This is a genomic window from Salinivibrio sp. VGrn1, assembly GCF_009377995.1.
Taxonomy (GTDB): Bacteria; Pseudomonadota; Gammaproteobacteria; order Enterobacterales; family Vibrionaceae; genus Salinivibrio; species Salinivibrio siamensis.
Window position 1 is genome coordinate 635,131 of the sequence record NZ_SATA01000001.1, and the last position, 23,650, is coordinate 658,780.

A 23,650-nucleotide genomic window follows, 5' to 3' on the forward strand; every position below is an offset into this window, starting at 1 on the left:
ATGCGTATTACAGCTTTTTGAAGATCAAAGAGCCGTTGGTGCCACCAAAACCAAAGGAGTTACACAAGGCGTACTCCATTTTTACGTCACGCGCTTCGTGCGGTACGTAATCTAAATCGCAACCCTCATCGACATTATCAAGGTTGATCGTTGGTGGTACGGCTTGATCAATCAGCGACATGGCAGTGATAATTGACTCAGCAGAGCCTGCCGCACCGAGCAAATGACCGGTCATCGACTTGGTTGAAGAGACCAATACACTGTCCGCCGCCTCGCCCATTGCACGACGGATCGCTTTACTTTCCGCCACATCGCCTGCCGGTGTCGAGGTACCGTGCGCGTTAACGTAACCGATTTGTGCTGGGTTAATCCCCGCATCACGAATCGCTGCTTCCATCGCCAGTGCCGCCCCTGAGCCATCTTCACTGGGTGACGTCATATGGTAAGCATCCCCGCTCATGCCAAAACCGGCTAATTCACAGTAAATGGTCGCGCCACGTGCTTTCGCGTGTTCATATTCTTCAAGCACCATGACGCCAGCACCATCACCCAGCACAAAACCATCACGATCTTTGTCCCATGGGCGAGAGGCCGACTGTGGATCATCGTTACGTGTTGATAATGCTTTGGCGGCGGCAAAACCGCCAATACCAAGCTCGGTAGAGGCTTTCTCTGCGCCGCCGGCCACCATAGCGTCTGCATCACCGTATGCAATCATACGGGCGGCATGACCAATATTATGCAGGCCTGTGGTGCATGCGGTGGAAATCGAGATGTTTGGGCCACGCATGCCGTAATTAATCGACACGTGCCCTGCAATCATATTAACGATGGTTGATGGGACAAAGAAGGGGCTGATTTTACGTGGACCCTTCTCCATATACGCACGATGGTTTTGTTCAATCAAACCAAGACCACCAATGCCTGAACCTATCGCGACACCAATACGGTGTGCATTGTTGTCATCAACTTGCAGTCCGGAGTCTTTAATGGCTTGCACACTGGCAGCAATGCCATATTGAATGAACAAGTCCATTTTTCGTGCATCTTTTTTCGACATGTAGTCTTCACAATTGAAGTCCTTAACCATGCCCGCAAATTGAGTAGCAAAGTTAGTGGCATCAAAATGCTCAATCGCTGAGATACCGCTTTGCCCGGCTAGCAGAGCTTTCCATGAAGACTCAACTGAGTTACCCACGGGTGACAACATACCCATGCCAGTCACAACAACACGACGCTTAGACACGATGATATTCTCCGGAGAATATAAGTTTGGAAATTAGAATAGCTTAAAAAGAACACAGGCGGTCGAGGAGACCGCCTGGTAGGATTCTGAGATTACGCTGAAGCGCCGACAACGTAGTCGATAGCTGCCTGTACAGTAGTAATCTTCTCTGCTTCTTCATCTGGAATCTCTGTATCGAATTCCTCTTCAAGAGCCATTACCAGCTCAACGGTATCCAGAGAGTCCGCGCCCAAGTCGTCTACGAATGAAGCTTCGTTTTTCACTTCTGCTTCGTCGACACCTAGTTGCTCAACGATGATTTTCTTTACGCGTTCTTCGATGTTGCTCATATTAATACTAGTCCTTACAAGATTCGCAGATGCGATATGTGCTGTAGTTTATTCATTAATGTGGAAGTTGCAAGACCTCCACGGCTGGTCAAACCACGATTTGGGGACAAATCAATCGGAGTTTGACGTGTGTCATTCGAGATTGCAACGGTCTCGATCAAATCATGTACATACCGCCATTGACGTGCAAGGTCTCGCCCGTCATATAAGCAGCATCATCAGAGGCTAAAAACGCCACCGTTGCAGCAATCTCTTTTGGATCACCCAAACGCCCTGCTGGCACTTGTGCCAGCGTCGCAGCGCGCTGTTCATCATTTAGCGCCTTGGTCATATCGGTTTCGATAAAACCAGGCGCGACTGTATTCACTGTGATGCCACGCGCAGCCACCTCACGTGCCATGGATTTGGTAAAGCCAATCACGCCGGCTTTTGCTGCCGCATAATTTGCCTGTCCCGCATTACCCATCACACCGACCACAGAACCAATATTAATGATTCGGCCACAGCGTTTTTTCATCATCGCACGCAATACTGCCTTTGATAAACGGAAGATTGACGTTAAGTTGGTGTCCATAATGTCCTGCCACTCATCGTCTTTCATCCGCATCAATAGGTTATCACGAGTGATACCCGCGTTGTTAACCAGAATATCAACGTCGCCAAATTCTTTTTTGATCGTATCAAGCACCTCTGCGACCGACTCTGGCGAGGTCACATTGAGTGCCAGGCCTCTACCGTTTTCACCGAGATAATCGCTAATTGCAGCGGCGCCTTTTTCGCTGGTCGCCGTACCAATCACGGTGGCACCACGCTCCGCTAAAAGCTCTGCCGTTGCTCGGCCGATCCCACGGCTTGCGCCTGTCACCAGCGCTACTTTTCCGTCTAGTTTCATTCGGTTACCCTTTTAGTTGATTCTGCCGGCATGCACCGGCAGTCAAAAAGTGTCTTCGTAATACGGTTTATGCCTTCGCAGTGGCGAGGCTGGCGCTATCATTGACGGCCGCGCTGCTCAACGCCTTGTTGATGCGTTTGGTCAAGCCAGTCAGTACTTTACCTGGGCCAAATTCCAACAGCTGTTCCACCCCTTCAGCCGCCATATGCTCAACCGTTTCGGTCCAGCGCACCGGGCTATGTAATTGACGCACTAAGGCTTCTTTAATTGCAGCCGGCTCTATCGGCGTTTCCACATCAGCGTTGTTGACCACAGGAGTACGTGGCGCATTAAACGTGACAGATTCCAGTGCTTGCGCCAGTTTTTCTGCTGCCGGTTTCATCAGCGCACAGTGAGAAGGCACCGACACTGGCAGCGGTAATGCACGTTTTGCACCCGCCTCTTTACACAACGCATTGGCGCGCTCCACCGCTTCTTTATTACCCGCAATGACCACTTGGCCTGGCGAGTTGAAGTTAACCGGTGAGACCACCTGGCCTTGCGCCGCTTGCTCACAGGCTGCCGCAATCGCATCGTTATCCAAGCCAATAATTGCCGACATCGCTCCCACACCGGCTGGGACCGCCTCTTGCATCAATTGACCGCGCAGCTCGACAAGCTTAACGGCTTCTTTAAAATCCAATACACCCGCACAAACCAAAGCAGAATATTCACCCAAACTATGGCCAGCAAGCATCGCGGGCGCGGCACCACCTTGTGATTGCCAGACGCGCCAAATAGCCACAGACGCCGTCAACAAAGCTGGCTGTGTGCGGTGCGTTTCATTTAAATCCGCTTCTGGCCCTTGCTGGACCAATGCCCAAAGGTCATAGCCAAGCACTTCTGAGGCTTCTGCAAACGTCTGCTGGACAACACCATATTGTTCGGCGATCTCCCCGAGCATACCCACGGTTTGGGAGCCTTGACCGGGAAAAACAATCGCAGTTGAAGACGTCGCTGTTGAAGAACTAGCTGTTGAAGACATAGCTGTTTTCCTATTAATTTTAGAATCTTACGAGCGCGGATCCCCACGCAAAACCACCACCAAAGGCTTCGAGTAACACGGTGTGTCCGCGTTGAATACGCCCATCACGTACCGCCTCATCCAGTGCGGTCGGTACTGACGCTGCCGACGTATTGCCATGACGGTCAAGCGTCAATACCACTTGATCCATCGACATCGACAGTTTTTTCGCTGTCGCTTTAATAATGCGGTAATTGGCCTGATGCGGCACCAACCAGTCAATGTCTGTCTTTTCAATTTGGTTGGCCTGAAGCGTTTCTGTCACAATATTGGCCAGTTGTGTCACCGCCACTTTAAAGACTTCATTCCCCGCCATATAAAGCCAAGCTTCATCGGCCTCTAACGATTGACCACGCTCTGGATACTTAAGTTTCAAGAGCTCGCCAAATTTACCGTCGGCTTTTAAGTGGGTGGACAAAATGCCATCATTTTCATCGGCGGAAAGCACGACCGCGCCTGCACCATCACCAAACAAAATGATGGTGGAGCGATCATCGGGATCACAGGTATGTGAAAGGCGATCAGCGCCCACAACCAGTGCATTTTTGGCTAACCCGTTTTTAACATATTGATCCGCGACACTTAACGCATACACAAACCCAGAGCATGCCGCCGCAATATCAAAAGCGGGACAGCCTTTAATCCCCAACATCGCTTGCACATCACAAGCGGCAGCGGGAAAGGCACGCTCACCACTGGTGGTCGCCACAATAATCAGGTCAATGTCATGTTTATCAATGGCAGACATCTCTATCGCCTGCACGGCGGCCTGATAAGCCATCGAGGCAACGGTATCTGTGGGTGCAGCAATGCGACGCTCTTTGATCCCCGTACGGGTCACAATCCATTCATCACTGGTGTCTACCATCTGTTCAAGGTCAGCATTGGTGCGAACCTGTTCAGGCAAATAGCTGCCTGTGCCCAAAATCTTACTATACATGAAGACTACTAATGCCTCTCGAGAAGAACTGCCTCTAAACGGTCACTTATCTTAGTTGGGATTTGCCGTTCGACCTCGTGCACCGCTTCAAAAATAGCGTTTTCGTAAGCGGCGATATCAGCGCGTCCGTGACTTTTTACAACGATGCCGCGCAATCCTAGCAAACTTGCGCCGTTGTACTGGTCGGGTTTCAGCTGTTGGAGTTGATTTAAAAGATCAGAAAATAGCCATTTCGCGATCCAACGCTTAATAGGATGCGGGTGGAGATGGGCTTTCACCTTGTCGATGATCAAGCGTGCGACACCTTCGCTGGTTTTTAACGCCACGTTGCCGACAAAGCCATCACAGACAATCACATCGGTCTCGCCTGTATAGATTTGATCGCCCTCAACGTAGCCGGTATACCGCACTGCCTCACTTTGCTGCAAGAGATCGGCACAGCGGCGCACCAAGTCATTCCCTTTGATCGCTTCTTCACCAATGTTTAGCAGCCCGATTCGAGGTGTATACCCCAATTCAGCCTCCGCCAACACCGCGCCCATCACTGCAAATTGGAATAAGGTATCGGCATCACAGGCCACATTGGCGCCTAAATCCAGCAACCATTTACGTTGATAATTAGCACCTGGTAAGGCTGTCACTAGAGCGGGACGGTCGATGCCGGGTAAGAGCTTGAGCAAGTATTTGGATAGCGCCATAAGCGCGCCGGTATTGCCCGCACTCACACACGCATCTGCTTCACCACTGGCCACCTTTTCCAGTGCGACACGCATAGACGTGCCATGGCTGCGACGCAGCGCCGTGGATGGTCGCATGTCATTAGGAATAACGTCCGGGGCATGGACGATAGATAGTCGGGAATGATGCTGGGCATGGCGTTGATTCAGTGACGCCTGGATGCGAGATTGGTCCCCCACCAGGATCACATTTAGGTCCGCAAAATGCGACAATGCCTGCACGGAGGCAGGCACTGTGACTTGGGGACCGAAATCCCCGCCCATCGCATCGAGTGCAATGGTTAACCTAGTCAAGGGTCAACCTTACTTGTTGATAACCTTGCGGCCGCGATAGAAACCATCTGCCGTCATGTTATGACGCAGGTGAGTTTCACCGCTAGTTTTGTCTACAGATACAGCTTGAGTACCCAGTGCATCGTGTGAACGACGCATACCACGCTTAGAACGGGTTTTACGGTTCTTTTGTACGGCCATTGACCCTACTCCTCGTTACTTTGCTTTAAGTTTTTTAGTACGGCAAACGGATTTGGACGCTCATCAGCAAGTGGGATTTCCCCATACACCATGTTGTCTGCACTGACCTTACAGTCGGTGTCTTCGTGCATGGCGACTTGTGGCAAGGCCACAATCAACTCGTCTTCGACTAATTGAATCAGATCAATCTCACCGTTTTCGTCGACTAATGCCGGCTCATAAGCATCCGGTAAATTGCCAACCTGGTCATCATTGAAAACCGGGCTATAAACGAATTCAGTTTCACAGCGATATGAAAATGGTTCCCAACAACGTTGACACTCAAGACTCACTGTTACGGTCGCACGACCGGTGACAGTTTTGAGCCCTTGGGCGTCAATGTCGAACGAAAGCATCACTTCCGCATCACTATCGATGCTTTGGGTTGCCTCACCGAGACGCACTAAACGCTGCTTGTCTACAATACCATCATAGTCAAGTTGCTTTTGTGCACAACGGAACGGATCAACCGTCAGCGGTAGCTTTACCTTCTGCATAGGGCGCGAATATTAGCCTCCAAATGCGCTGGAGTCAAAGAAAATGTTACCTGTGTCAGGCGCGAAAGGATGATAGAGACAAAAGCGCACAAGCCATTGGTGATCGGGATGCCTCTGGCGCCTCGTTTACTCAGACCGACAACGATGAAAACCAACCCTTTCACCGCGGTCAACAAGCCAGCCAGACATACCTCTCCCGCTTTGCCCGACTCAAAGTCGCGCCCGCTATTTTTTCAGGTTAGACTGAGAGTTGAAAATAAACAATCATCGACCACGCAGATTGTTTAGTCACCTTCAACTGCGCGCAATATAAGGAACGATCATGCACACGACGCAACCTCCCAAAATTGTGCTGGCTTCAAGCTCACCGTATCGTCAAGCCATCTTTAAAAAGTTTGCGCTTCCGTTTACTGCATTCGCGCCGGCGATCGATGAAAGCCGGCATGAAAACGAGCGTGCCACCGACATGGTTGAACGCTTGGCACTCGAAAAAGCCATGGCGGGGATGCCGCTATTCGATAATGCGCTCATTATCGGTTCAGACCAAGTGTGTGTAATTGACGAGGAGGTATTAGGCAAGCCGCATGAGCGAGAGGTGGCGATCGAACAGCTAAAACGCGCAAGCGGCAAGCAAGTCACCTTTTACACAGGAATCGCGTTGATTAATAGTGATACGGGAGAGCATCAATCGGACGTTGAGCCCTTTCATGTCGATTTTCGTGAGCTAAGCGAACAAGAAATCGTTCGTTATATCGACAAAGAGCTGCCGCTAGATTGTGCTGGCAGCTTTAAATGTGAAGGTTTGGGCATTGCCCTTTTCAATGCCATGCACGGGCGTGATCCGAATACCCTTGTGGGCCTCCCACTGATACGCTTGCGTGAAATGTTAGAAAAGGAAGGTATATTCGTGATCTAGTGGCTATGATGTGCTAAATCGGCGCTCCCTGTCTTAAAGCAACATAGATGGAATACTATTTATACTCTCGCATATTGTGCGTAGAGCACATCAGCGAAGTCTAGTTCATTGATTTCTCCCACAACAAGGTCTCGAACAGCATCCGCAAGAAGATCGTTATCATGTACGATTTCGAAATCGTTGAGCGACAGGTATTCTAGAGCGACCGCTAGGCCAGTACGCTTGTTTGCATCTGGAAGCGCGTGCGCGACTGCAATACATGCTGTGTATTTTGCGGCGATTTCAAATACGTCATCCAACCCATCGTAGATAATTGCATTATCAATTCTACTCAACGCACCTTGTAGTTTCCCGAGATCTACAGCTCCTTGCATCCCGGGACCAGACGCTAAGATAAAAGCGTTTATCTCAATAACGCGCTCGAATGGGAAACAAATGATATCCATCACATATCCGCTAGCTTTTTAAACGTATTCGCGTGTGTTCGTAAAGCCAGTTTAGTCTCAGACTTAATAATCTGACGTCCAAGATCGCCCGATAGATCAATGCTTTTCTTCGCTTTAATTTTTGGTCTTTGGATCGATTGAACGCCATAAGTTTCAATTTTTCTATTCATTTTTTTCGCTTCCATCTAAACCTTGACTCATCATGGTCTATATCTTTGGGGACTGCAAGATAGCGTTCAGACCTTAACAAGTACTATACTCTCTCCATCACCAGCTCGTTTAGGCTGTTTAGTACGGCAACTGGCTCATAGGTCGAAAGGCTGGCAGAGTCTTCTACGCCCCAAGTAACCGCGAGCCTTGCCATATCCGCATTGATGGCCAATTGCATATCATGGCCGGTATCACCAATCATCAGTGCTTTATCACGTGGAATACCTGTTTGCGCTAACACTTCATCCAACATTTGAGGATCCGGCTTAGAAGCCGTTTCATCGGCGCATCGCGTCACCGAAAACAAATCCTGAGTTCCCGTCTCGGCCATCGCCCGATCAAGCCCAGCGCGTGATTTCCCAGTTGCCACCGCGAGCGTAAAACCCTGCGCTCTCAAAGAGATAAGGGTGTCTTTCACGCCAGGGTATAGCTGACACGGCGTCGGGTTATCGTGCACAAACTGTTGGCGATAGTGGTGAATCCAATCGGCATACCATGTTGGATCTGCATCAGGGTAAAGTCGTTGATAACCTTTTTCTAAACTCAGGCCAATCATGGTTTGCAAGCGTTCTGGTGGCAATATAGGCAACTGCTCAGTCAGCCTAGCCGCGGCGTCCAGGCTTGAGACAATGCGCCCAATCGAATCCATCACAGTGCCATCCCAGTCAAAAATTAACAGTGAATATGGCGCAATCACGGAATGCGACGGTTGCTTGATCTCGCTTGCGCCAGGTTGCCAAGGGGAAGTAAACGGTGATTCAACTGTCATTACTTTAACCTCTGAGTGATGCTGTTTTCGCCCTTAGTCCCTCAAGCGCCCGCTCAAGCTTAGGCTCCATCGGCGCATTAAGCGTCATGCTTTCATCCTTGCCCGGATGTAGGAAGCGGATGGTGGCCGCATGTAAAAATAAACGATCCAGCCCAAACGACTTGGTATACGCATCAAAACGTGGATCGCCATAACGATCGTCCCACGCCAACGGATGACCCATATACTGAGCGTGCACACGAATTTGATGCGTTCTCCCAGTCACAGGGCTTGCTTGCACTAAGGTTGCTTCAGCGAAGCTTTCAAGCACTTTAAAACGGGTTTCTGACGGCTTACCCTTAGGATTGACGCGTACAATACTGTTCACCTCATTTTTCAATAAAGGTGCCGTTACTTTGCGCTGTTTAGCGGGCCATTTGCCCATCACCAAGGCGTAATAGTCTTTACGTACTGTTTTTTCGCGAAATTGCGCTTGCAAATGACGCAACGCGGAACGTTTCTTCGCAATCAGCAAAATCCCAGACGTATCTCGATCGATCCTGTGTACGAGCTCCAAAAAACGTGCCTTAGGGCGAAGCGCGCGCATCGCTTCTATTGCCCCAAATTGTAACCCACTTCCTCCGTGCACCGCTGTCCCCGAAGGTTTATTGAGCACCAACAGATGGTCATCTTCATAAAGAATGCAATGCTCAAGCGCGGCCACTTTGTCTAATTTAGTACTGGGCGCGGCTTTCTCATCGCGCTCTGGAAGGCGGATGGGAGGCACCCTCACCACATCTCCGGCTTGCAGCTTATACTCTGGTTTTATGCGTTTTTTATTAACTCGCACTTCTCCTTTACGAAGTACGCGATAAATCATACTTTTTGGGACGTTTTTCAGCTGATTTCGCAGAAAATTGTCAATTCGTTGGCCGGCGATGTCGTCATCGATGTCGATGAATCGCACTTGAGTTTTTTGTTCTGTCATAACCTTCATTCTACCGCTAAGCACAGCGACATGCACCTGCTACGGCAAGTCACCCCTCACTGAGCACAGCAGCGGGTTGTGTTCCCCCCCTGTAACCGCGAGCGGCACAAGGCATTATCGTGCAAAAAAACACCACATCTGCGCGGTTTTACTACCAACACAACATAAGCGAATAAAGCCGATTGCTGGACTTTAGTCTCCCTGCTATAGTTGCGGCGTTAATCAGAAAAGCAAACGCTTATCTGAAACACAGCTTATCGCCTGTGACAGCGATTTCATCAGTGGAACATGCACTTTTCGACAAAAGGCCTGGTCTGCGATGAGTCAATCAAGTGATAGCTGTATACGGTTATATCCGTAAAAGAACCATAATTCCGAATGCTTTTAAGGCGTTACGCGGCAATTGGCGTAAGACGTAAACCAAAAGCACCCGTTTAGTGTGTTGACACGAGACTGTTAGTCAGTGTCAGAGCTCTCCGCCATCGGTAAAAACGGCGGACGCCAACTGCGTAATCCGGTGAGCCATAAAAACCGTTGCAGCTGGCCGATTAAAACTTGCCCGAGCGCACCCCTGATTTTCTCCAGCCGGGAGGCTGCACCATATCAGACTTGGGGTCAGGCAGCATTGACGACTGCTCTCGTCATCAACCGCTAATAACAACGATAAATAAATGAGAAAAATCAGATGAAAAGAATGTTGATTAACGCAACTCAGAAGGAAGAGTTGCGCGTCGCATTGGTTGACGGTCAACGGCTATACGATCTCGATATCGAGAGTCCTGGCCATGAATCGAAAAAAGCTAATATCTATAAAGGACGCATTACCCGTATCGAACCTAGCCTGGAAGCGGCATTTGTTGACTATGGCGCCGAACGACACGGTTTTCTCCCTCTAAAAGAAATTGCTCGCGAATACTTCCCTTCCGGTTACACCTATCAAGGCCGTCCAAACATCAAAGATGTGGTGAAAGAAGGCCAGGAAGTGATTGTCCAAGTGGACAAAGAAGAACGCGGCAACAAAGGGGCTGCACTGACTACATTTGTCTCGCTTGCGGGCAGCTATTTGGTATTAATGCCAAACAACCCACGTGCTGGCGGGATTTCTCGTCGCATCGAGGGGGAAGAACGCAGTCAGCTAAAAGAAGCCATGTCTGGCCTCGAACTGCCACAAGGGATGGGCTTGATTGTACGCACTGCAGGTGTGGGTAAATCGGCCGAAGAGCTTGAATGGGATTTGAAAGTCCTGCTCAATCATTGGCAAGCGGTGAAAGAAGCGGCTGGCGCCAACCCTGCGCCTTTCCTGATCCATCAAGAAAGTAACGTGATTGCCCGTGCAATCCGTGACTATCTGCGCCGTGATATCGGTGAAATCTTGATCGACAGTGAGAAGGTCTTCCAACGCGCCCAAGAGCACATCAAACTGGTTCGTCCTGACTTTGTCAGCCGCATCAAGTTTTATGAAGGCGAAGTGCCGCTATTTAGCCACTATCAGATTGAAAGTCAGATCGAATCTGCTTTCCAACGCGAAGTGCGCTTACCCTCAGGTGGCTCAATTGTCATTGATCCTACCGAAGCCCTAACCTCAATCGATATTAACTCTGCCCGAGCCACCAAAGGCAGTGATATTGAAGAGACGGCTCGCCAAACCAACATCGAAGCAGCAGAAGAGATTGCACGCCAATTGCGTCTGCGTGACTTGGGTGGTTTGGTCGTGATCGACTTCATCGATATGACCCCTGTCCGCCACCAGCGCGAGGTGGAAAACAAATTGCGTGACTCTGTCCGCATGGACCGTGCACGGGTACAAATTGGCCGCATTTCACGCTTTGGTTTGCTGGAAATGTCACGTCAGCGCCTCAGCCCGTCTCTGGCAGAAGCCAGTCATCATATCTGCCCGCGCTGTAAAGGCACTGGTGTAATTCGTGATAACGAATCGCTAGCATTGTCCATTCTTCGTTTGATGGAAGAAGAGGCAATGAAAGAGAACACGGCGCAAGTACTGGGTATCGTCCCTGTCCCCGTCGCCTCTTACCTACTTAACGAAAAACGCCGCTCGGTCCAGCACATTGAGAAATACCACAATGTCAAAGTGGTCGTGGTACCCAATGCCGACATGCAGACGCCACACTTTGATGTGGTTCGCGTCCGCGGCGGTGAAGAAATGGCGAACCTGTCTTATCAGCTGCCAAGCCAGATTGATGCGCTCAGAGAAGTAGAAGCACGCGAAGAGCCACAACAAGCGCGTCCAGCGAAAAAACGTGAAGAACCTGTATTACAAGGGTTTGCAGCGCCAAGCTCGCCGGCACCAAGCGCAACCAAAACCACCACGTCTGCCACTGAAGCCGAGACAGCCAAGCCAGGCCTGTTCGCGACAGTTGGTAAGTTTTTCTCTCGCCTGTTTGCCGCGCCAGCAGAGGATACAGCAACCGCGTCGTCACAGCCTGCCGCTGCACCTGAGCCAGCTCAGACGAAGCAAAACCAGAAGCCATCACACGACTCACATAACCAACGCAATAAGTCGCGTGGCCATAAGCCACAAAACCGCGATGAGCAAAGTGATAGCAACAACGGCGAACGTGGACGTAACAACAAACAACGCCGCCAGAATAAGCCGCAAGAAGAGCGTCGCGATAACAATCGTAAAGGGAAGAAAACCCGTAACGATAACCGCAACGACAAAGCGAAAAAGCCTACGACGCAACAAGATGAGGCCAAGGTAAACAAGCCACAGTCTGACAATGCGGATAAAGGCAACAAGCAGCAAGACCAAAAGGCGGAGAAAACCGAACAGGTTAAACAACGTCGCCAGCGTCGTAAGCTGAACCGCAGCGTGCGTATCAACAAAGACAATGCGGAGACGCAAGCCACCACAGACACTACATCTGATCAAAGCAAAGACTTGCAACAGGTCGGGGCGGAAGTGGCACAACAAGCCAAGCAGCAGCCTGATAACGCGAAGAAAGAAGGTCAGCAGGACAAGCGCCGTAACCGTCGCTCACCGCGCCACCTTCGCGCCAGTGGACAGCGTCGTCGCCGTCGCCCAATGGTGAAAAGCCCAATGCCACTCACCACCGGTATGGCATCACCCGAAATGGCGATGGGCAAGGTGTGGTCGGCAGAGCAACCGGTGAAAGTGAAGCAAGATCGCCGCCGCCAAGACAAGCGCCAAAACAATAAGGCCATTGTCAGTGGTGTTGCTCGTCCAGAAATGGCCATGGGTAAAGTCATTATCATGCAAGCTAAATCGGAGGAGACGGACACAGTGTCGACCCAACCGATGGCTTCGATAAACACCCCTGAGCCTGCACCGCAACCGGCACAAAACCAAGCAACACCTGTGATCGACGCTGCGCCTAAGGTCGCGACGCCAGACGCGCCAGCGACAACCCCTGAGCAAGACTCAGAGGTCGATTTGGTGACCGAGAAAGTGATTGAGCGCGAAGCGGAAATCAACGCCCCGACGGCAACGATTCAATACCGCCGCGCCACATCACCAATGATGAAAGCGCCGGCACCGATCCAACCGATGGATGACAGCCCTGTGGCAGTCGCTGCCTTTAAAGCGCCTAACCCAGAAGCGAAAGCGGCGGGAAGCGCAGAGGCACGAGCGTCTGCCTACGCACCGGCGACCAAACCTCAGTACTAATTCCGTTTGCTTTCGGAATGCTAAAGGCCTCGGCATCTGTCGAGGCCTTTTTATTTGACCGTTGTTCCATGAAATAACGTGGGCAAAACATACGCAATCTTGCAGCGATACACGGAAAAGTGCGTCGATCCACACGCTTCCATCGCGACTTCCTTGTCAAAGCGAAAAAACTCAGTAACGTCAAGGCAGACAATGATTGTCGTGTCGTCGCGCGAGAAACAGGCTCATCAGAGGCGTAGACGCTGGCCACGACATTGGAACGTTGCTGTAGGGAAGATGCTGTTGCTTATGAAAACCTTGTTTACTGCTTACCCATTTAAACGCCTCCATCACACCTTGATGCTGGCCTTCCTGCTATTGAGCCTCCTCCCTCTGATTTTGGTCGCCTTGTTTTTTCTTAACGCCCATAGCCAAGATCTACAAGAACAAAGCACGGCACACCTTTTATCGGTTCGCGACGGTAAGCAGCAGCAAATCAACGATTACTTTGAGGCGAAAGAGGCGGAAGTCCTTGGATTTGTTGCTTCAGAGCTCGCCTACGCCAGTGGTGGGCATTTTTATGGTTTGGTCAATGCTTTTCAGCGACTACGACCAAACATCGACGCCGCTCGTGATTACGCACAACGCCGCTATTACCTTGGGTCCGGTGAAGGGGTCAAAACACCTGTGCACAAGGACGATCCCAATTATTCCGCCACCGAGCGTTATCGGCTGCTACACAAACGCTACCACCGCGCTTATCAAGCTTTGCTCGCTCGCGCAGATTTTGACGACCTCCTCTTAGTCGACAAGCAAGGCAACGTCACCTATTCGGTGAAAAAGCTGGACAATTTTGGCACTAACCTACTCTCAGGCCCGCATCGCAATGCACGACTGGGACACACTTTCGCGGCCCTAAAACAGCAAACGCAACAAACAAAAGGGAAGTTAGATCCGACGCCTAAGGTGATTATCTCGGACTTTTCTGCTGAAGATACCGACGCACCCGTTGCATGGCTTGGCGCCCCCATTATTCAGCAAGGGTACCTGCATAGCTACGCGATCTTCCGGCTTCCTAATCATGCCCTTACCAGGCTAATGGCCCCCAGAGAAACCAATGCAATTGAAACACACCTCGTCGGCGATGACGGCAAGACTCGAGCGCATTCAACCAGCAACAGTCAGCTTGTCAATAACACGCCTGCCATAGAAAAAGCATTAGCCGGAGAAACGGGCGTCACCCGCTATCAAACCCAATCAGGCCAAACTATGCTCGCTGCCTACACCCCCATTCACGCCCACGGTCTCAAATGGGGGCTAGTGGCTGAAGTCCCTACGCAAGTGGCCTACGCTCGAATCCACCAGCTGCAACAGCTTTTTATCGTTGCCATGTTACTTGCGATTCTGGCGGTGGTCATTGCCTCGCACTATATGTCCAACTTTATTACTCGCCCACTGCTTCAGCTTACATGGGCGGCAGAAAAAGTCAGTGCAGGTGACCTTGATACCCAAATCCACCACACGCGTCGTCGTGATGAAATCGGGCGTTTGGCGGTGAGCTTTGCCCGCATGCGCCATGCCATTCGCGAAAAACTGGCCTTAATACGCCAACAAAACCAGGCCTTAGAAGCTAACATCACCACCATACGTGCTCAGAATGAAGAGCTGCATGTCGCCAACAAGCTGAAAGATGAATTCCTGGCCACCACCTCTCACGAACTTCGCACCCCCTTACACGGCATGATAGGGATTGCCGAAGCACTGATTGACGGTGCGAACGGTCCGGTTAGTCGCGATCATCAGTATCAACTGTCGATTATCGTCAACAGCGGCCAGCGCTTGGCCAAGTTGGTTGATGATCTCTTGGACTACCATAAAATGCGCTATGGGCAATTGGATTTGGAGCAAGGTCCTGTCAATCTCAACGCCATCACACAGCTTGTGCTGTCACTCGCCAAGCACCTTAAAAAAGAGAAGCCGCTAGACATCATTAATCAGCTTAGCGACACGCCAATCTGGGTACACGCGGATCCCCAACGGCTTGAGCAAGTTATGTACAATTTACTGGGAAATGCGATTAAGTTCACCGATGCGGGTAAGATTGTTATTAGCGCCGACACCTTGGACGATCGCGTTCGCATCCAAGTGGTTGATACGGGTAAAGGGATCCCCGCGGAACAGCTAAGCACCGTTTTTGAACCGCTCGCACAAGCAGTGAGTAGCCACTATCATTATCAACACGGCGCAGGCCTCGGTCTATCCATCAGTCGTCAACTTGTTGAGCTGATGGGCGGCCAGCTGTACGTCAGTAGTCAGCCGCAAGTGGGGACCACCTTTAGCTTCACCCTTCCGAGCGTCAATGAGCCTCCGGTGTTGACCACCGAGCTTTCCGCCGTCTCTACCCAACACATTCATCAAGATGACACGCGAGAGACCCTCGCTCACTCCTCTTCGGACGTTGTTTCGCAAAGCCAGCATAATCACAATGGCTTACATATTTTAGTGGTCGATGATGAGCCAACCAACCAACAAGTGCTGACCAGTTTTCTTAATATTGAAGGCTATCAGGTCAGTACAGCCAGTGATGGACGTACAGCGATTGATCATATCGCCACCACAAAGCCAGATCTCATCTTACTCGATGTGCTAATGCCCGGAATGAGTGGATTCGAGGTCTGTGAGCAGCTGCGTGCACGCTATGACCATGCTGCACTTCCGATTATCATGCTAACGGCCTTAAATCAGCCTGATGATCGCATCTATGGCTTTGAGGTCGGCGCGAATGATTATCTCTGTAAGCCCTTTGATAAAAGAGAGCTCGCCGCACGGATAGCAACACATCTTGCCGCTAGCCAAGCGGAACAGCGCCGCCAAGAAAATCAACGCCTCGAGCAGGCGCTTGAACAAAGTGCTCGGCAACAGGCCAGTCTACTCGAAACCCAGTCTTGGTTGATTTCACAGCTCTCTCTCGCTCCTGAAGCTATGTTAGGTATGCGAAAAGATGGCCAGGTTCGCTTTGTTAACCAAGCGGCAGCCTCCTTGTTTGAGCGTGAGCAAGACGAGGTAAAACGGATGCATGGCCAAGCCTTAGTGAGAGCGCCCGAGCAGGCCAATCAGATGGAGCGCTATCAAGGCCCACTGACCATTTATATTGAAGGACGTCCCCGAGACGTCGACGGCATGCTGCTGCGTTTTCCCGCAGAGTCTGACATTGATAGCCTGTATGTCATCAACACAGACGCTCCCGTGTCTCAGTCTCGTATACAGAGCCTAGAAAGCGCCATCGAAGCCTTATCTGGCTACGCATTAGGCGGAGACTCGCGCCAACTTGAAACGCTAAAAGCCATGGGGGGCGAATTTGAAGCTATCGCTGAAAAAGCGCAACACCAACAACAAGATAAAGCCAACGCACGCAGACAGCTAATTGTTGATGCCATGGTAGCCAGCTTGCATTACTGGGAAGAAGCCACAGGCAAAAGCAAATTCGATTTTGCCGAGCAAAGTGGTCTTTGGCGCGTCTACCTTGACCGTAGTAGCTTACAAACCCGCACATTGGATAAGTACCTGCTCATCGAAACCCTGCCAAAAACCCCGCGATGGCGCACAGTGCTGAGCTCCATTCGTTTTATCCTCGATCATTGTGACAAACGTAGTACGACCCGTACTCAGCTGGAGTCCTATTACCAACAACTTCGCCAGCTACTGCTAGAAGACTAACACAGCCAAATCGCTCCCTCTCCCAGTGCCTCTCCTATCGGGACAGGTAGCTCCTATCGGGACAGGCACTGCTTCGTTCCCGCTATCGTTTCTCCACCCTCTTAAGCATCCCTGCTTCTGGGGACAGGCACTTTTACCCTGACAAGCACCCTCTTAAGGCACCCTCTTACGGGGACAGGCACTGTCTCTTATGAGGACAGTCGTACTTCTTGCGCTCTCATTTTTGTAAGGACAGGCACCTACATGTTAGCCGCAGGCTCCTCGTTCTGTCCGACACACTATCAGCTCTTGTGGGGACAGACACTTATAGCACTCCCTTTTAGCGCCCTATCAGGACAGGCGCATCGAAGTAAGTGAGCAAACCTCGGTGACTGTCCTATTGGCGGTTCTCTTCACGTGCCTGTCCTCTGACTGACGCCCTCTGACTGAAGTGTTCTGACTGACGAGCTAAAATCGCTCATTAATAATCTTTGCGAACCAACCTCATTTCAATCGCAATGCTTCTTGGCAAAAATCCCCTTTTATGTCGGATATAACTCAGAAATGCGCGACTTGTCACAACAAAATAGATACCTATTTTTCTCGTTAAAAAATAAGCGTGTTTTGGCGTGTGACATGCATCACCCAAAAGACAATTAAGCATAACCTTATGATTTTTATATTATTATAATTCCATCCAGGGTCGTTATCAGGAGAGAATCGTGATTGCATCCTGAAGCGGACAACCTTTTTAGCTGTTTTTTTTAACGAAAATAACGTCAACGTCGCGCTTTTTTACGGTTTTAACGATTATTCACATTGCAGCCTTCACTTAACTTGGGCTTAGTGGAGTTGTTTGCTGGCCTGGAGCAACAAGTATCGCTTGGGGCATCCCATCCATAATCACAACGTCAGGGTCGGCAACACAGTAAGCTTGAGCTCGCGAAGGTTGTAAGCAACGAGCTCACTATCCATCACGTGAACTGAAAGCAACAGTAAGGAATGGCTATGTTTTCGAGTAACATTAGAGTTGCCAGCAAGACCCTACTTGCCTCTGCAATTATCGGTGCGCTGAGCGCAAGTGCTGGCGTCAGTGCCGCCGAGCGCAGTGAGCTCACTATCCACCCGAAAGAATTCAATACTTTTGTCCGTAACTTTAACCCTTTCCTCGGCGCTACCTATCTGCACACCACCACTGACTTTATCTATGAGCCTTTAGTGGTGTTTAACGAAATGAAAGGCAACCAGCCTGTCTTTCGTCTCGCGAGTGGCTATGAAATGGCGGATGACCTGAAAAGTGTCACCTTCACCCTTCGCGAAGGGGTGAAATGGTCAGACGGTGAAGCCTATACCGCCGATGATGTGGTGTATTCGTTTGATTTGGTCAAAAACCACCCTGAGTTGGATCAATCTGGGATTAACCAATGGGTTGATGACGTGAAGAAGCTAGACGACTACACCGTCCGCTTTGAACTCACTGAGGCAAACTCGAATGTCCCCTACGAAATTGCGAAAGTACCTGTGGTGCCTGAACACGTCTGGAAAAATGTTGAAGAGCCCGCGTCTTACACCAATGAAAACCCGGTAGGCTCTGGCCCCTTCACCACCATCGATACCTTCACATCACAGCTCTATATTCAATGTCGTAACCCGCATTATTGGGATAACGACAACCTCGATGTTGACTGTCTGCGCGTACCACAAATTGCCAATAACGATCAGTTTTTAAGTAAAGTGATCAACGGCGAAATGGACTGGACCTCATCGTTTATTCCTGACATTGATCGCACCTATGCCGCCGCTAATCCAAACCATCACTATTGGTATCCTGCCGCCGGCACCCAAGCCTTTATGGTTAATTTTAATGACCCAGACCCTGCCAAGCGTGAAGCGCTAACCAATGTCGACTTCCGTCGCGCCTTTTCGATGGCGCTGGACCGTCAAACCATCATTGATATCGCGTTTTATGGTGGTGGTACGGTAAACGACTTCGCCTCTGGCTTAGGTTATGCCTTTGAGTCTTGGTCCGACGAAGCAGTGCATGAAAAATATCGCCAATACAATACGTACGATCTAGACGGCGCCAAAGCACTGCTCGCTAAAGCCGGCTTTAAAGATCAAGACGGCGATGGCTTTGTGGAAACGCCATCAGGTAAGTCGTTTGAGCTCGAGATCCAATCCCCCAATGGCTGGACCGATTTCAACAACACCGTTCAACTAACAGTTGAGCAACTTGCCGAGGCCGGTATCAAAGCCAAAGCACGTACCCCTGATTTCTCGGTATACCGCCAAGCGATGCTCGAAGCCGACTACGACGTCGCCTACACCAACTACTTCCACGGTGCTGATCCTTATACCTATTGGAATAGCGCGTATAACTCCAACTTACAGGAAGGGGATGGCATGCCGCGGTTCGCAATGCATTACTACCAAAATGCCGAGCTCGACAAGCTGTTAGACAGCTTCTACAAAACCGCGGACAAGGCTGAGCAGCTGGAAATTGCCCACCAAATCCAAGCGATTATCGCCAAGGATCAGGTCACTATTCCGGTGCTTTCTGGTGCACAAATGTATCAATACAACACCACCCGCTTCACCGGTTGGTGGAACGAAGACAATCCGAAAGGTCGCCCCTCTATCTGGGCCGGCATTCCTGAGCGTCTTCTTCATGTGCTGGACCTTAAGCCCGTTCAGTAACCAATATCGGGCGCCTTGCGCGCCCGCTTTTCCACGGTGTTCACGCCACGAACATCACCACTTCGCTGTGTAAGGTGTGGGTTATGGGTTATTTTTTCCGACGGCTAACTTTTTACATGATTGCCCTTTTAGTGGCAGCAACACTCAATTTTATTATTCCTCGTGCCATGCCCGGTGATCCTGTCACCATGATGTTTGCCAACGCCTCGGTGCAAGTCACTCCAGAGCGGATTGAGGCAATGAAACAACTGCTGGGCTTTGTTGATGGCCCCCTCTATATGCAGTATTTCACCTACATGAAAAACGTGTTGAGCTGGGATTTAGGCACCTCCATCCAGTTTTATCCGTTGTCAGTAAACGAGCTCCTCGGCAAAGCCTTTGGCTGGTCGCTGTTTCTTGCCGGCAGTGCAGTGCTGCTGTCCTTCTCGCTGGGCTCGATTTTGGGGATTTTTGCCGCTTGGAAGCGCGGCGGAAAATACGATGCTGTGATCACCCCAGGAATGCTAATCATCCAAGCGGTACCTCAAGTGGTTATCGCGATGTTAGCGCTGTTTATTTTCGCCATTGGCCTGAAATGGTTTCCAACCGGATATGCCTACACGCCGGGCGTCACCCCTGACTGGACCAGCTGGGCCTTTATTAAAGATGTGGCCTATCACGCCGTACTCCCGCTTTTTTGTGCCTCCATCATTCAAGTCGGCGGCTTTTTGGTCAACATGCGTAACAACATGATTAACCTGCTTGCGGAAGACTACATCACCATGGCCCGCGGCAAAGGGTTAAGTGAAAACCGCGTGGTATTTAACTACGCCGCCCGGAACGCACTCTTGCCCAGTGTTACTGCGCTATCGATGTCGCTGGGTATTGCCATCGGGGGCCAACTGATTGTGGAGATCATTTTTAACTACCCCGGTCTTGGCTCAGTGCTTTTGAATGCGATCAACGCGCGTGACTACCAAGTCCTACAAGGCCAGCTACTGATTATGACCTTGTTTATGCTCTCGTTTAACTTAATTGCTGACATGCTGTACGTGGTCCTTGACCCACGCCTGCGCAAAGGAGGCAAATAATATGAAAGATCTCCTCACCCTTATAGTACGCAATAAAATTGCCCGCGCAGGCTCCATCATTGTTGGCCTATTTATATTAATGGCGGTCTTCGCGCCTTTATTAACCCAGCATGCACCTGATAAACGCACCGGTAACCCGCATGAATACCCAAGCTTTATCGTCAAAGCGGCGCAAGCAAATCCAGACGGCTGGGTCGCCACACACTTAGCGGATGATCGTCGCACCCTACTGATGTCGAAAAAGGCCGACCATGTCCTTGGTACCACCCGTATGGGTCGTGATGTCTGGTCGCAGTTAGTACATGGCGCCCGTGTTTCGTTAGCGGTGGGTTTTGGGGCAGGCATCACCGTGTGTGTGCTCGCCACCTTAATTGGTATTACCGCCGGCTATTTAGGCGGTTGGGTTGACGATGTACTCACCGCCGCGATGAACATTATGTTGGTGATCCCGCAATACCCACTCTTGTTCGTGCTCGCCGCATTTATCGGCGAAGCCGGACCGCTGACGATCGCCATCATTATTGGCTGCACCTCGTGGGCGTGGGGCGCACGGGTGGTTCGCTCACAAACCCTTGCCCTGCGCGAAAAAGAGTTCGTGAAAGCTGCCGAAGTGCTGGGTGAGTCGCGCTTTCGTATCACCTTTGTCGAGATCTTACCTAATCTCGTGCCCATTGTTGGCGCTAGCTTTATTGGTTCGGTGATGTATGCCATTGCCATGGAGTCGATTATCTCCTTTCTAGGCCTTGGCGATCCCAACACCATCAGCTGGGGGATCATGCTCTACAACGTGCAAACCTCTTCATCCATGTTAATTGGCGCGTGGTGGGAGCTGCTCGCACCTTGTATTGCGCTGACTTTACTGGTTACGGGGCTTGCGTTACTCAACTTCGCGGTGGATGAAATTGCCAACCCGCAATTACGAGCGCAAAAAGGGATGAAGCGCTGGAAAAAACTCAGCCAACAAGAAAAGAAAGCCCGCGACGAGAATCCCGTTGCCGAACACATGCTGATCAGTGGAGATAAATCATGAGTCGCACCCCACTTATCTCAATCCGTGACCTGTGCGTGGACTACATTACCGATGCCGGTGATGTCCGAGCCTGTGATCACGTTAGTTTTGACATTGCCCCCGGTGAAGTTTTTGGTCTGGCCGGCGAATCGGGTTGCGGTAAATCCACCGTTGCCTTTTCGCTGATGCGTCTACATAAGCCACCCGCCTTTATCACCGGCGGAGAAGTCATCTTTAACGGCGAGAATATCCTCGATTACAGCGACGCTCGGATGCGCGACTTTCGCTGGCGGGAGATGTCGATGGTGTTTCAAAGCGCCATGAATGCCCTTAATCCAGTGCTGACGCTCGAAGAACAGTTTTGCGATGTGCTAATGCGCCACACCAACCTGACCCGCAAACAAGCGGTCAAACGGGCTCAGGGCTTGCTGGAAATTGTCGATATTCACCCTAGCCGCCTGACCGATTATCCGCACCAATTTTCGGGCGGAATGCGTCAACGTCTAGTGATTGCGATTGCACTGGCCCTCAATCCGAAAATGATCATCATGGATGAACCCACCACGGCATTAGATGTGGTAGTGCAGCGCGAGATCTTGCAAAAAATCTACGCGTTAAAAGAAGAGTTTGGCTTTTCGATTCTGTTTATCACCCATGACTTATCGCTCATGGTGGAGTTCTCCGACCGGATTGGGATCATGTACTCCGGTGAGCTGATTGAAGTCGCACCGTCCAAACAGGTGCTCAACAACCCCTACCACCCCTACACCGAAGGGCTGGGCAGCTCATTCCCCTCACTCACCGGGCCTAAGCGCCAGCTCACGGGGATCCCGGGCAATCCACTCAATTTGCTCGAAATCCCGACCGGCTGCCGCTTTCAAGCGCGCTGTGCTCAGGTGCATGAGCGGTGTCGAACCACCCAAACGGCGCTGCGCCAAATCGAACCAGGACGGTATTCCAACTGCCATCTATACGGCGAGCCCATCGCCCAACAAAAACTCTAATAACGCGCCAATGTGAGGAAGTCAGAGATGAGTACAGGTTTTGGAGAACTGCTGGTTGAAGGGAAAAACGTGGTGAAAGATTTTCCCATTAACAGTCATGCCCTTAAACAACCCATGATGCGAGCGATCAATGATGTCTCGTTCAAAATGTACAAAGGCCGTGGACTTGCCGTGGTGGGTGAGTCGGGCTCGGGAAAGTCAACCACCGCGAAAATGATCGCAAAAATGTACGCCCCGACCGACGGCTGCATTGAATATCGAGGCCGCGATATTACCACCATTAAAAAACGTGATGAGCTGATGCGCTATCGCGAAGGCCTACAAATGGTATGGCAAGACCCTTTTGGCTCGCTCAACCCCACCCATAATGTGTTTCACCATATTGCGCGCCCGTTATTGATCCACAAAAAAGTCGCCAAGCGCGATAAAGCTCAGTTGAAAGAGCGGGTGTTCGAGCTGCTCGAGCAAGTGGGCTTGACTCCGGCCAAAGAAACGGCGGAGAAATTCCCCCACCAGTTGTCGGGCGGTCAACGCCAGAGGATAAACCTAGCGCGAAACATCGCCGTGGGTGCGGAAGTGGTACTCGCCGACGAGCCGACCTCGATGCTGGATGTGTCGATTCGTGCCGGTGTACTTAACCTCATGGAAGAGATGAAAGTGGAGAAGCAAATGTCGCTGCTCTACATCACCCATGATATCGCCACCGCGCGCTACATTGCCGAAGACTTGGCGGTGATGTACGTCGGCCATATGGTCGAATGGGGAGACACCGAAGAGATTATTCACCATCCCCAACACCCTTATACCCAGCTGTTGGTCTCGGCCGTACCCGACCCGAGCAAGTCTATTCATGAAAAACTAAAGGGCAACAAGGGTGAGATCCCCCTATGGACACCGGATTCGGTCGGCTGCCCTTTTGCTGGCCGCTGCCCACATGCGACAGCCAAATGCGCTGAGCAGTTACCCGGCGTGACCAAACTCGCCGACAACCACTATGTGCGCTGCTATTTGTACGAGCAATAGC

The 23,650-nt window shown here is 50.9% G+C and carries 20 protein-coding genes; 8 read left to right on the plus strand and 12 right to left on the minus strand.

What is annotated here, in order from left to right:
- Positions 1 to 7: 7 nt before the first annotated feature.
- From fabF to yceD, 8 genes are all read right to left on the minus strand, one after another.
- Positions 8 to 1,246 carry a beta-ketoacyl-ACP synthase II gene (fabF, locus tag EHW56_RS02850; RefSeq protein WP_046075440.1) on the minus strand — a complete coding sequence of 413 codons (1,239 nt, stop codon included), beginning with the start codon at positions 1,244 to 1,246 and terminating at the stop codon, positions 8 to 10.
- 92 nt (positions 1,247 to 1,338) lie between these two features.
- Complete coding sequence (gene acpP / locus EHW56_RS02855) at positions 1,339 to 1,575, minus strand: acyl carrier protein (protein WP_046075439.1); 237 nt, start codon at positions 1,573 to 1,575, stop codon at positions 1,339 to 1,341.
- 157 nt (positions 1,576 to 1,732) lie between these two features.
- Positions 1,733 to 2,467: a 3-oxoacyl-ACP reductase FabG gene (gene fabG / locus EHW56_RS02860; protein WP_046075438.1), complete on the minus strand. Its 735-nt coding sequence runs from the start codon at positions 2,465 to 2,467 to the stop codon at positions 1,733 to 1,735.
- A gap of 67 nt (positions 2,468 to 2,534) precedes the next feature.
- Positions 2,535 to 3,491, minus strand: coding sequence for an ACP S-malonyltransferase (gene fabD / locus EHW56_RS02865; RefSeq protein ID WP_152796493.1), 957 nt, complete (start codon positions 3,489 to 3,491; stop codon positions 2,535 to 2,537).
- Positions 3,492 to 3,510: 19 nt separating this feature from the next.
- Entirely contained in the window at positions 3,511 to 4,470 is a 960-nt protein-coding gene (locus EHW56_RS02870) for a beta-ketoacyl-ACP synthase III (RefSeq protein ID WP_046075436.1), read from the minus strand.
- 8 nt (positions 4,471 to 4,478) lie between these two features.
- Positions 4,479 to 5,501: a phosphate acyltransferase PlsX gene (gene plsX, locus EHW56_RS02875; RefSeq protein ID WP_152796491.1), complete on the minus strand. Its 1,023-nt coding sequence runs from the start codon at positions 5,499 to 5,501 to the stop codon at positions 4,479 to 4,481.
- A gap of 9 nt (positions 5,502 to 5,510) precedes the next feature.
- Entirely contained in the window at positions 5,511 to 5,681 is a 171-nt protein-coding gene (gene rpmF / locus EHW56_RS02880; RefSeq protein WP_046075434.1) for a 50S ribosomal protein L32, read from the minus strand.
- Between the two features lie 5 nt (positions 5,682 to 5,686).
- Positions 5,687 to 6,217, minus strand: a complete 531-nt coding sequence (yceD, locus tag EHW56_RS02885; protein ID WP_152796489.1) for a 23S rRNA accumulation protein YceD — start codon at positions 6,215 to 6,217, stop codon at positions 5,687 to 5,689.
- Between the two features lie 322 nt (positions 6,218 to 6,539).
- On the opposite strand from yceD, the gene EHW56_RS02890 reads away from it, so the two are divergent.
- Positions 6,540 to 7,133: a nucleoside triphosphate pyrophosphatase gene (locus EHW56_RS02890; protein ID WP_152796486.1), complete on the plus strand. Its 594-nt coding sequence runs from the start codon at positions 6,540 to 6,542 to the stop codon at positions 7,131 to 7,133.
- A gap of 59 nt (positions 7,134 to 7,192) precedes the next feature.
- On the opposite strand, the gene EHW56_RS02895 is transcribed toward EHW56_RS02890, so the two are convergent.
- The 4 genes from EHW56_RS02895 to rluC all read right to left on the minus strand — a co-directional run bounded on the left by EHW56_RS02895 (position 7,193) and on the right by rluC (position 9,525).
- Positions 7,193 to 7,579, minus strand: a complete 387-nt coding sequence (locus EHW56_RS02895; RefSeq protein WP_077607468.1) for a type II toxin-antitoxin system death-on-curing family toxin — start codon at positions 7,577 to 7,579, stop codon at positions 7,193 to 7,195.
- Positions 7,579 to 7,749, minus strand: a complete 171-nt coding sequence (locus EHW56_RS15455; RefSeq protein ID WP_077607486.1) for an acetyltransferase — start codon at positions 7,747 to 7,749, stop codon at positions 7,579 to 7,581. Before EHW56_RS15455 ends, EHW56_RS02895 begins: the two co-directional genes overlap by 1 nt.
- An 83-nt stretch (positions 7,750 to 7,832) precedes the next feature.
- Entirely contained in the window at positions 7,833 to 8,558 is a 726-nt protein-coding gene (locus EHW56_RS02905) for an HAD-IA family hydrolase (RefSeq protein WP_152799196.1), read from the minus strand.
- Between the two features lie 4 nt (positions 8,559 to 8,562).
- The gene (rluC, locus tag EHW56_RS02910) at positions 8,563 to 9,525 is read right to left on the minus strand and encodes a 23S rRNA pseudouridine(955/2504/2580) synthase RluC (protein WP_077578964.1); all 963 of its coding nucleotides are present in this window, start codon (positions 9,523 to 9,525) and stop codon (positions 8,563 to 8,565) included.
- Positions 9,526 to 10,219: 694 nt separating this feature from the next.
- On the opposite strand from rluC, the gene rne reads away from it, so the two are divergent.
- The 7 genes from rne to EHW56_RS02945 all read left to right on the plus strand — a co-directional run bounded on the left by rne (position 10,220) and on the right by EHW56_RS02945 (position 23,649).
- A complete protein-coding gene (gene rne, locus EHW56_RS02915; protein ID WP_152799300.1) occupies positions 10,220 to 13,171 on the plus strand; it encodes a ribonuclease E in 2,952 nt (983 codons plus the stop codon).
- Between the two features lie 288 nt (positions 13,172 to 13,459).
- A complete protein-coding gene (locus EHW56_RS02920; RefSeq protein ID WP_152796482.1) occupies positions 13,460 to 16,867 on the plus strand; it encodes a response regulator in 3,408 nt (1,135 codons plus the stop codon).
- Positions 16,868 to 17,854: 987 nt separating this feature from the next.
- On the plus strand, positions 17,855 to 19,543 hold the full coding sequence (locus tag EHW56_RS02925) for an ABC transporter substrate-binding protein (protein WP_046075429.1): 1,689 nt from the start codon (positions 17,855 to 17,857) through the stop codon (positions 19,541 to 19,543).
- A gap of 83 nt (positions 19,544 to 19,626) precedes the next feature.
- A complete protein-coding gene (locus EHW56_RS02930; RefSeq protein WP_077579530.1) occupies positions 19,627 to 20,613 on the plus strand; it encodes an ABC transporter permease in 987 nt (328 codons plus the stop codon).
- Position 20,614: 1 nt separating this feature from the next.
- The gene (locus EHW56_RS02935; protein WP_046075427.1) at positions 20,615 to 21,643 is read left to right on the plus strand and encodes an ABC transporter permease; all 1,029 of its coding nucleotides are present in this window, start codon (positions 20,615 to 20,617) and stop codon (positions 21,641 to 21,643) included.
- Complete coding sequence (locus tag EHW56_RS02940; RefSeq protein WP_046075426.1) at positions 21,640 to 22,626, plus strand: ABC transporter ATP-binding protein; 987 nt, start codon at positions 21,640 to 21,642, stop codon at positions 22,624 to 22,626. The genes EHW56_RS02935 and EHW56_RS02940 overlap by 4 nt, the downstream gene beginning before the upstream one ends.
- A 27-nt stretch (positions 22,627 to 22,653) precedes the next feature.
- Positions 22,654 to 23,649 carry an ABC transporter ATP-binding protein gene (locus EHW56_RS02945; protein WP_152796480.1) on the plus strand — a complete coding sequence of 332 codons (996 nt, stop codon included), beginning with the start codon at positions 22,654 to 22,656 and terminating at the stop codon, positions 23,647 to 23,649.
- Position 23,650 lies beyond the last annotated feature (1 nt).

Excerpts from the sequence above, each read along its gene's own strand:
- EHW56_RS02940 (WP_046075426.1), top strand. The coding sequence starts at position 21,640 with ATGAGTCGCACCCCACTTATCTCAATCCGTGACCTGTGCGTGGACTAC.
- EHW56_RS02945 (WP_152796480.1), top strand. The coding sequence starts at position 22,654 with ATGAGTACAGGTTTTGGAGAACTGCTGGTTGAAGGGAAAAACGTGGTG.
- EHW56_RS02930 (WP_077579530.1), top strand. The coding sequence starts at position 19,627 with ATGGGTTATTTTTTCCGACGGCTAACTTTTTACATGATTGCCCTTTTA.
- EHW56_RS02935 (WP_046075427.1), top strand. The coding sequence starts at position 20,615 with ATGAAAGATCTCCTCACCCTTATAGTACGCAATAAAATTGCCCGCGCA.
- EHW56_RS15455 (WP_077607486.1), bottom strand. The coding sequence starts at position 7,749 with ATGAATAGAAAAATTGAAACTTATGGCGTTCAATCGATCCAAAGACCA.
- fabG (WP_046075438.1), bottom strand. The coding sequence starts at position 2,467 with ATGAAACTAGACGGAAAAGTAGCGCTGGTGACAGGCGCAAGCCGTGGG.
- rne (WP_152799300.1), top strand. The coding sequence starts at position 10,220 with ATGTTGATTAACGCAACTCAGAAGGAAGAGTTGCGCGTCGCATTGGTT.
- acpP (WP_046075439.1), bottom strand. The coding sequence starts at position 1,575 with ATGAGCAACATCGAAGAACGCGTAAAGAAAATCATCGTTGAGCAACTA.
- EHW56_RS02905 (WP_152799196.1), bottom strand. The coding sequence starts at position 8,558 with ATGACAGTTGAATCACCGTTTACTTCCCCTTGGCAACCTGGCGCAAGC.
- EHW56_RS02890 (WP_152796486.1), top strand. The coding sequence starts at position 6,540 with ATGCACACGACGCAACCTCCCAAAATTGTGCTGGCTTCAAGCTCACCG.
- rluC (WP_077578964.1), bottom strand. The coding sequence starts at position 9,525 with ATGACAGAACAAAAAACTCAAGTGCGATTCATCGACATCGATGACGAC.
- EHW56_RS02925 (WP_046075429.1), top strand. The coding sequence starts at position 17,855 with ATGTTTTCGAGTAACATTAGAGTTGCCAGCAAGACCCTACTTGCCTCT.
- EHW56_RS02920 (WP_152796482.1), top strand. The coding sequence starts at position 13,460 with ATGAAAACCTTGTTTACTGCTTACCCATTTAAACGCCTCCATCACACC.
- EHW56_RS02895 (WP_077607468.1), bottom strand. The coding sequence starts at position 7,579 with ATGGATATCATTTGTTTCCCATTCGAGCGCGTTATTGAGATAAACGCT.
- yceD (WP_152796489.1), bottom strand. The coding sequence starts at position 6,217 with ATGCAGAAGGTAAAGCTACCGCTGACGGTTGATCCGTTCCGTTGTGCA.
- EHW56_RS02870 (WP_046075436.1), bottom strand. The coding sequence starts at position 4,470 with ATGTATAGTAAGATTTTGGGCACAGGCAGCTATTTGCCTGAACAGGTT.
- fabD (WP_152796493.1), bottom strand. The coding sequence starts at position 3,491 with ATGTCTTCAACAGCTAGTTCTTCAACAGCGACGTCTTCAACTGCGATT.
- rpmF (WP_046075434.1), bottom strand. The coding sequence starts at position 5,681 with ATGGCCGTACAAAAGAACCGTAAAACCCGTTCTAAGCGTGGTATGCGT.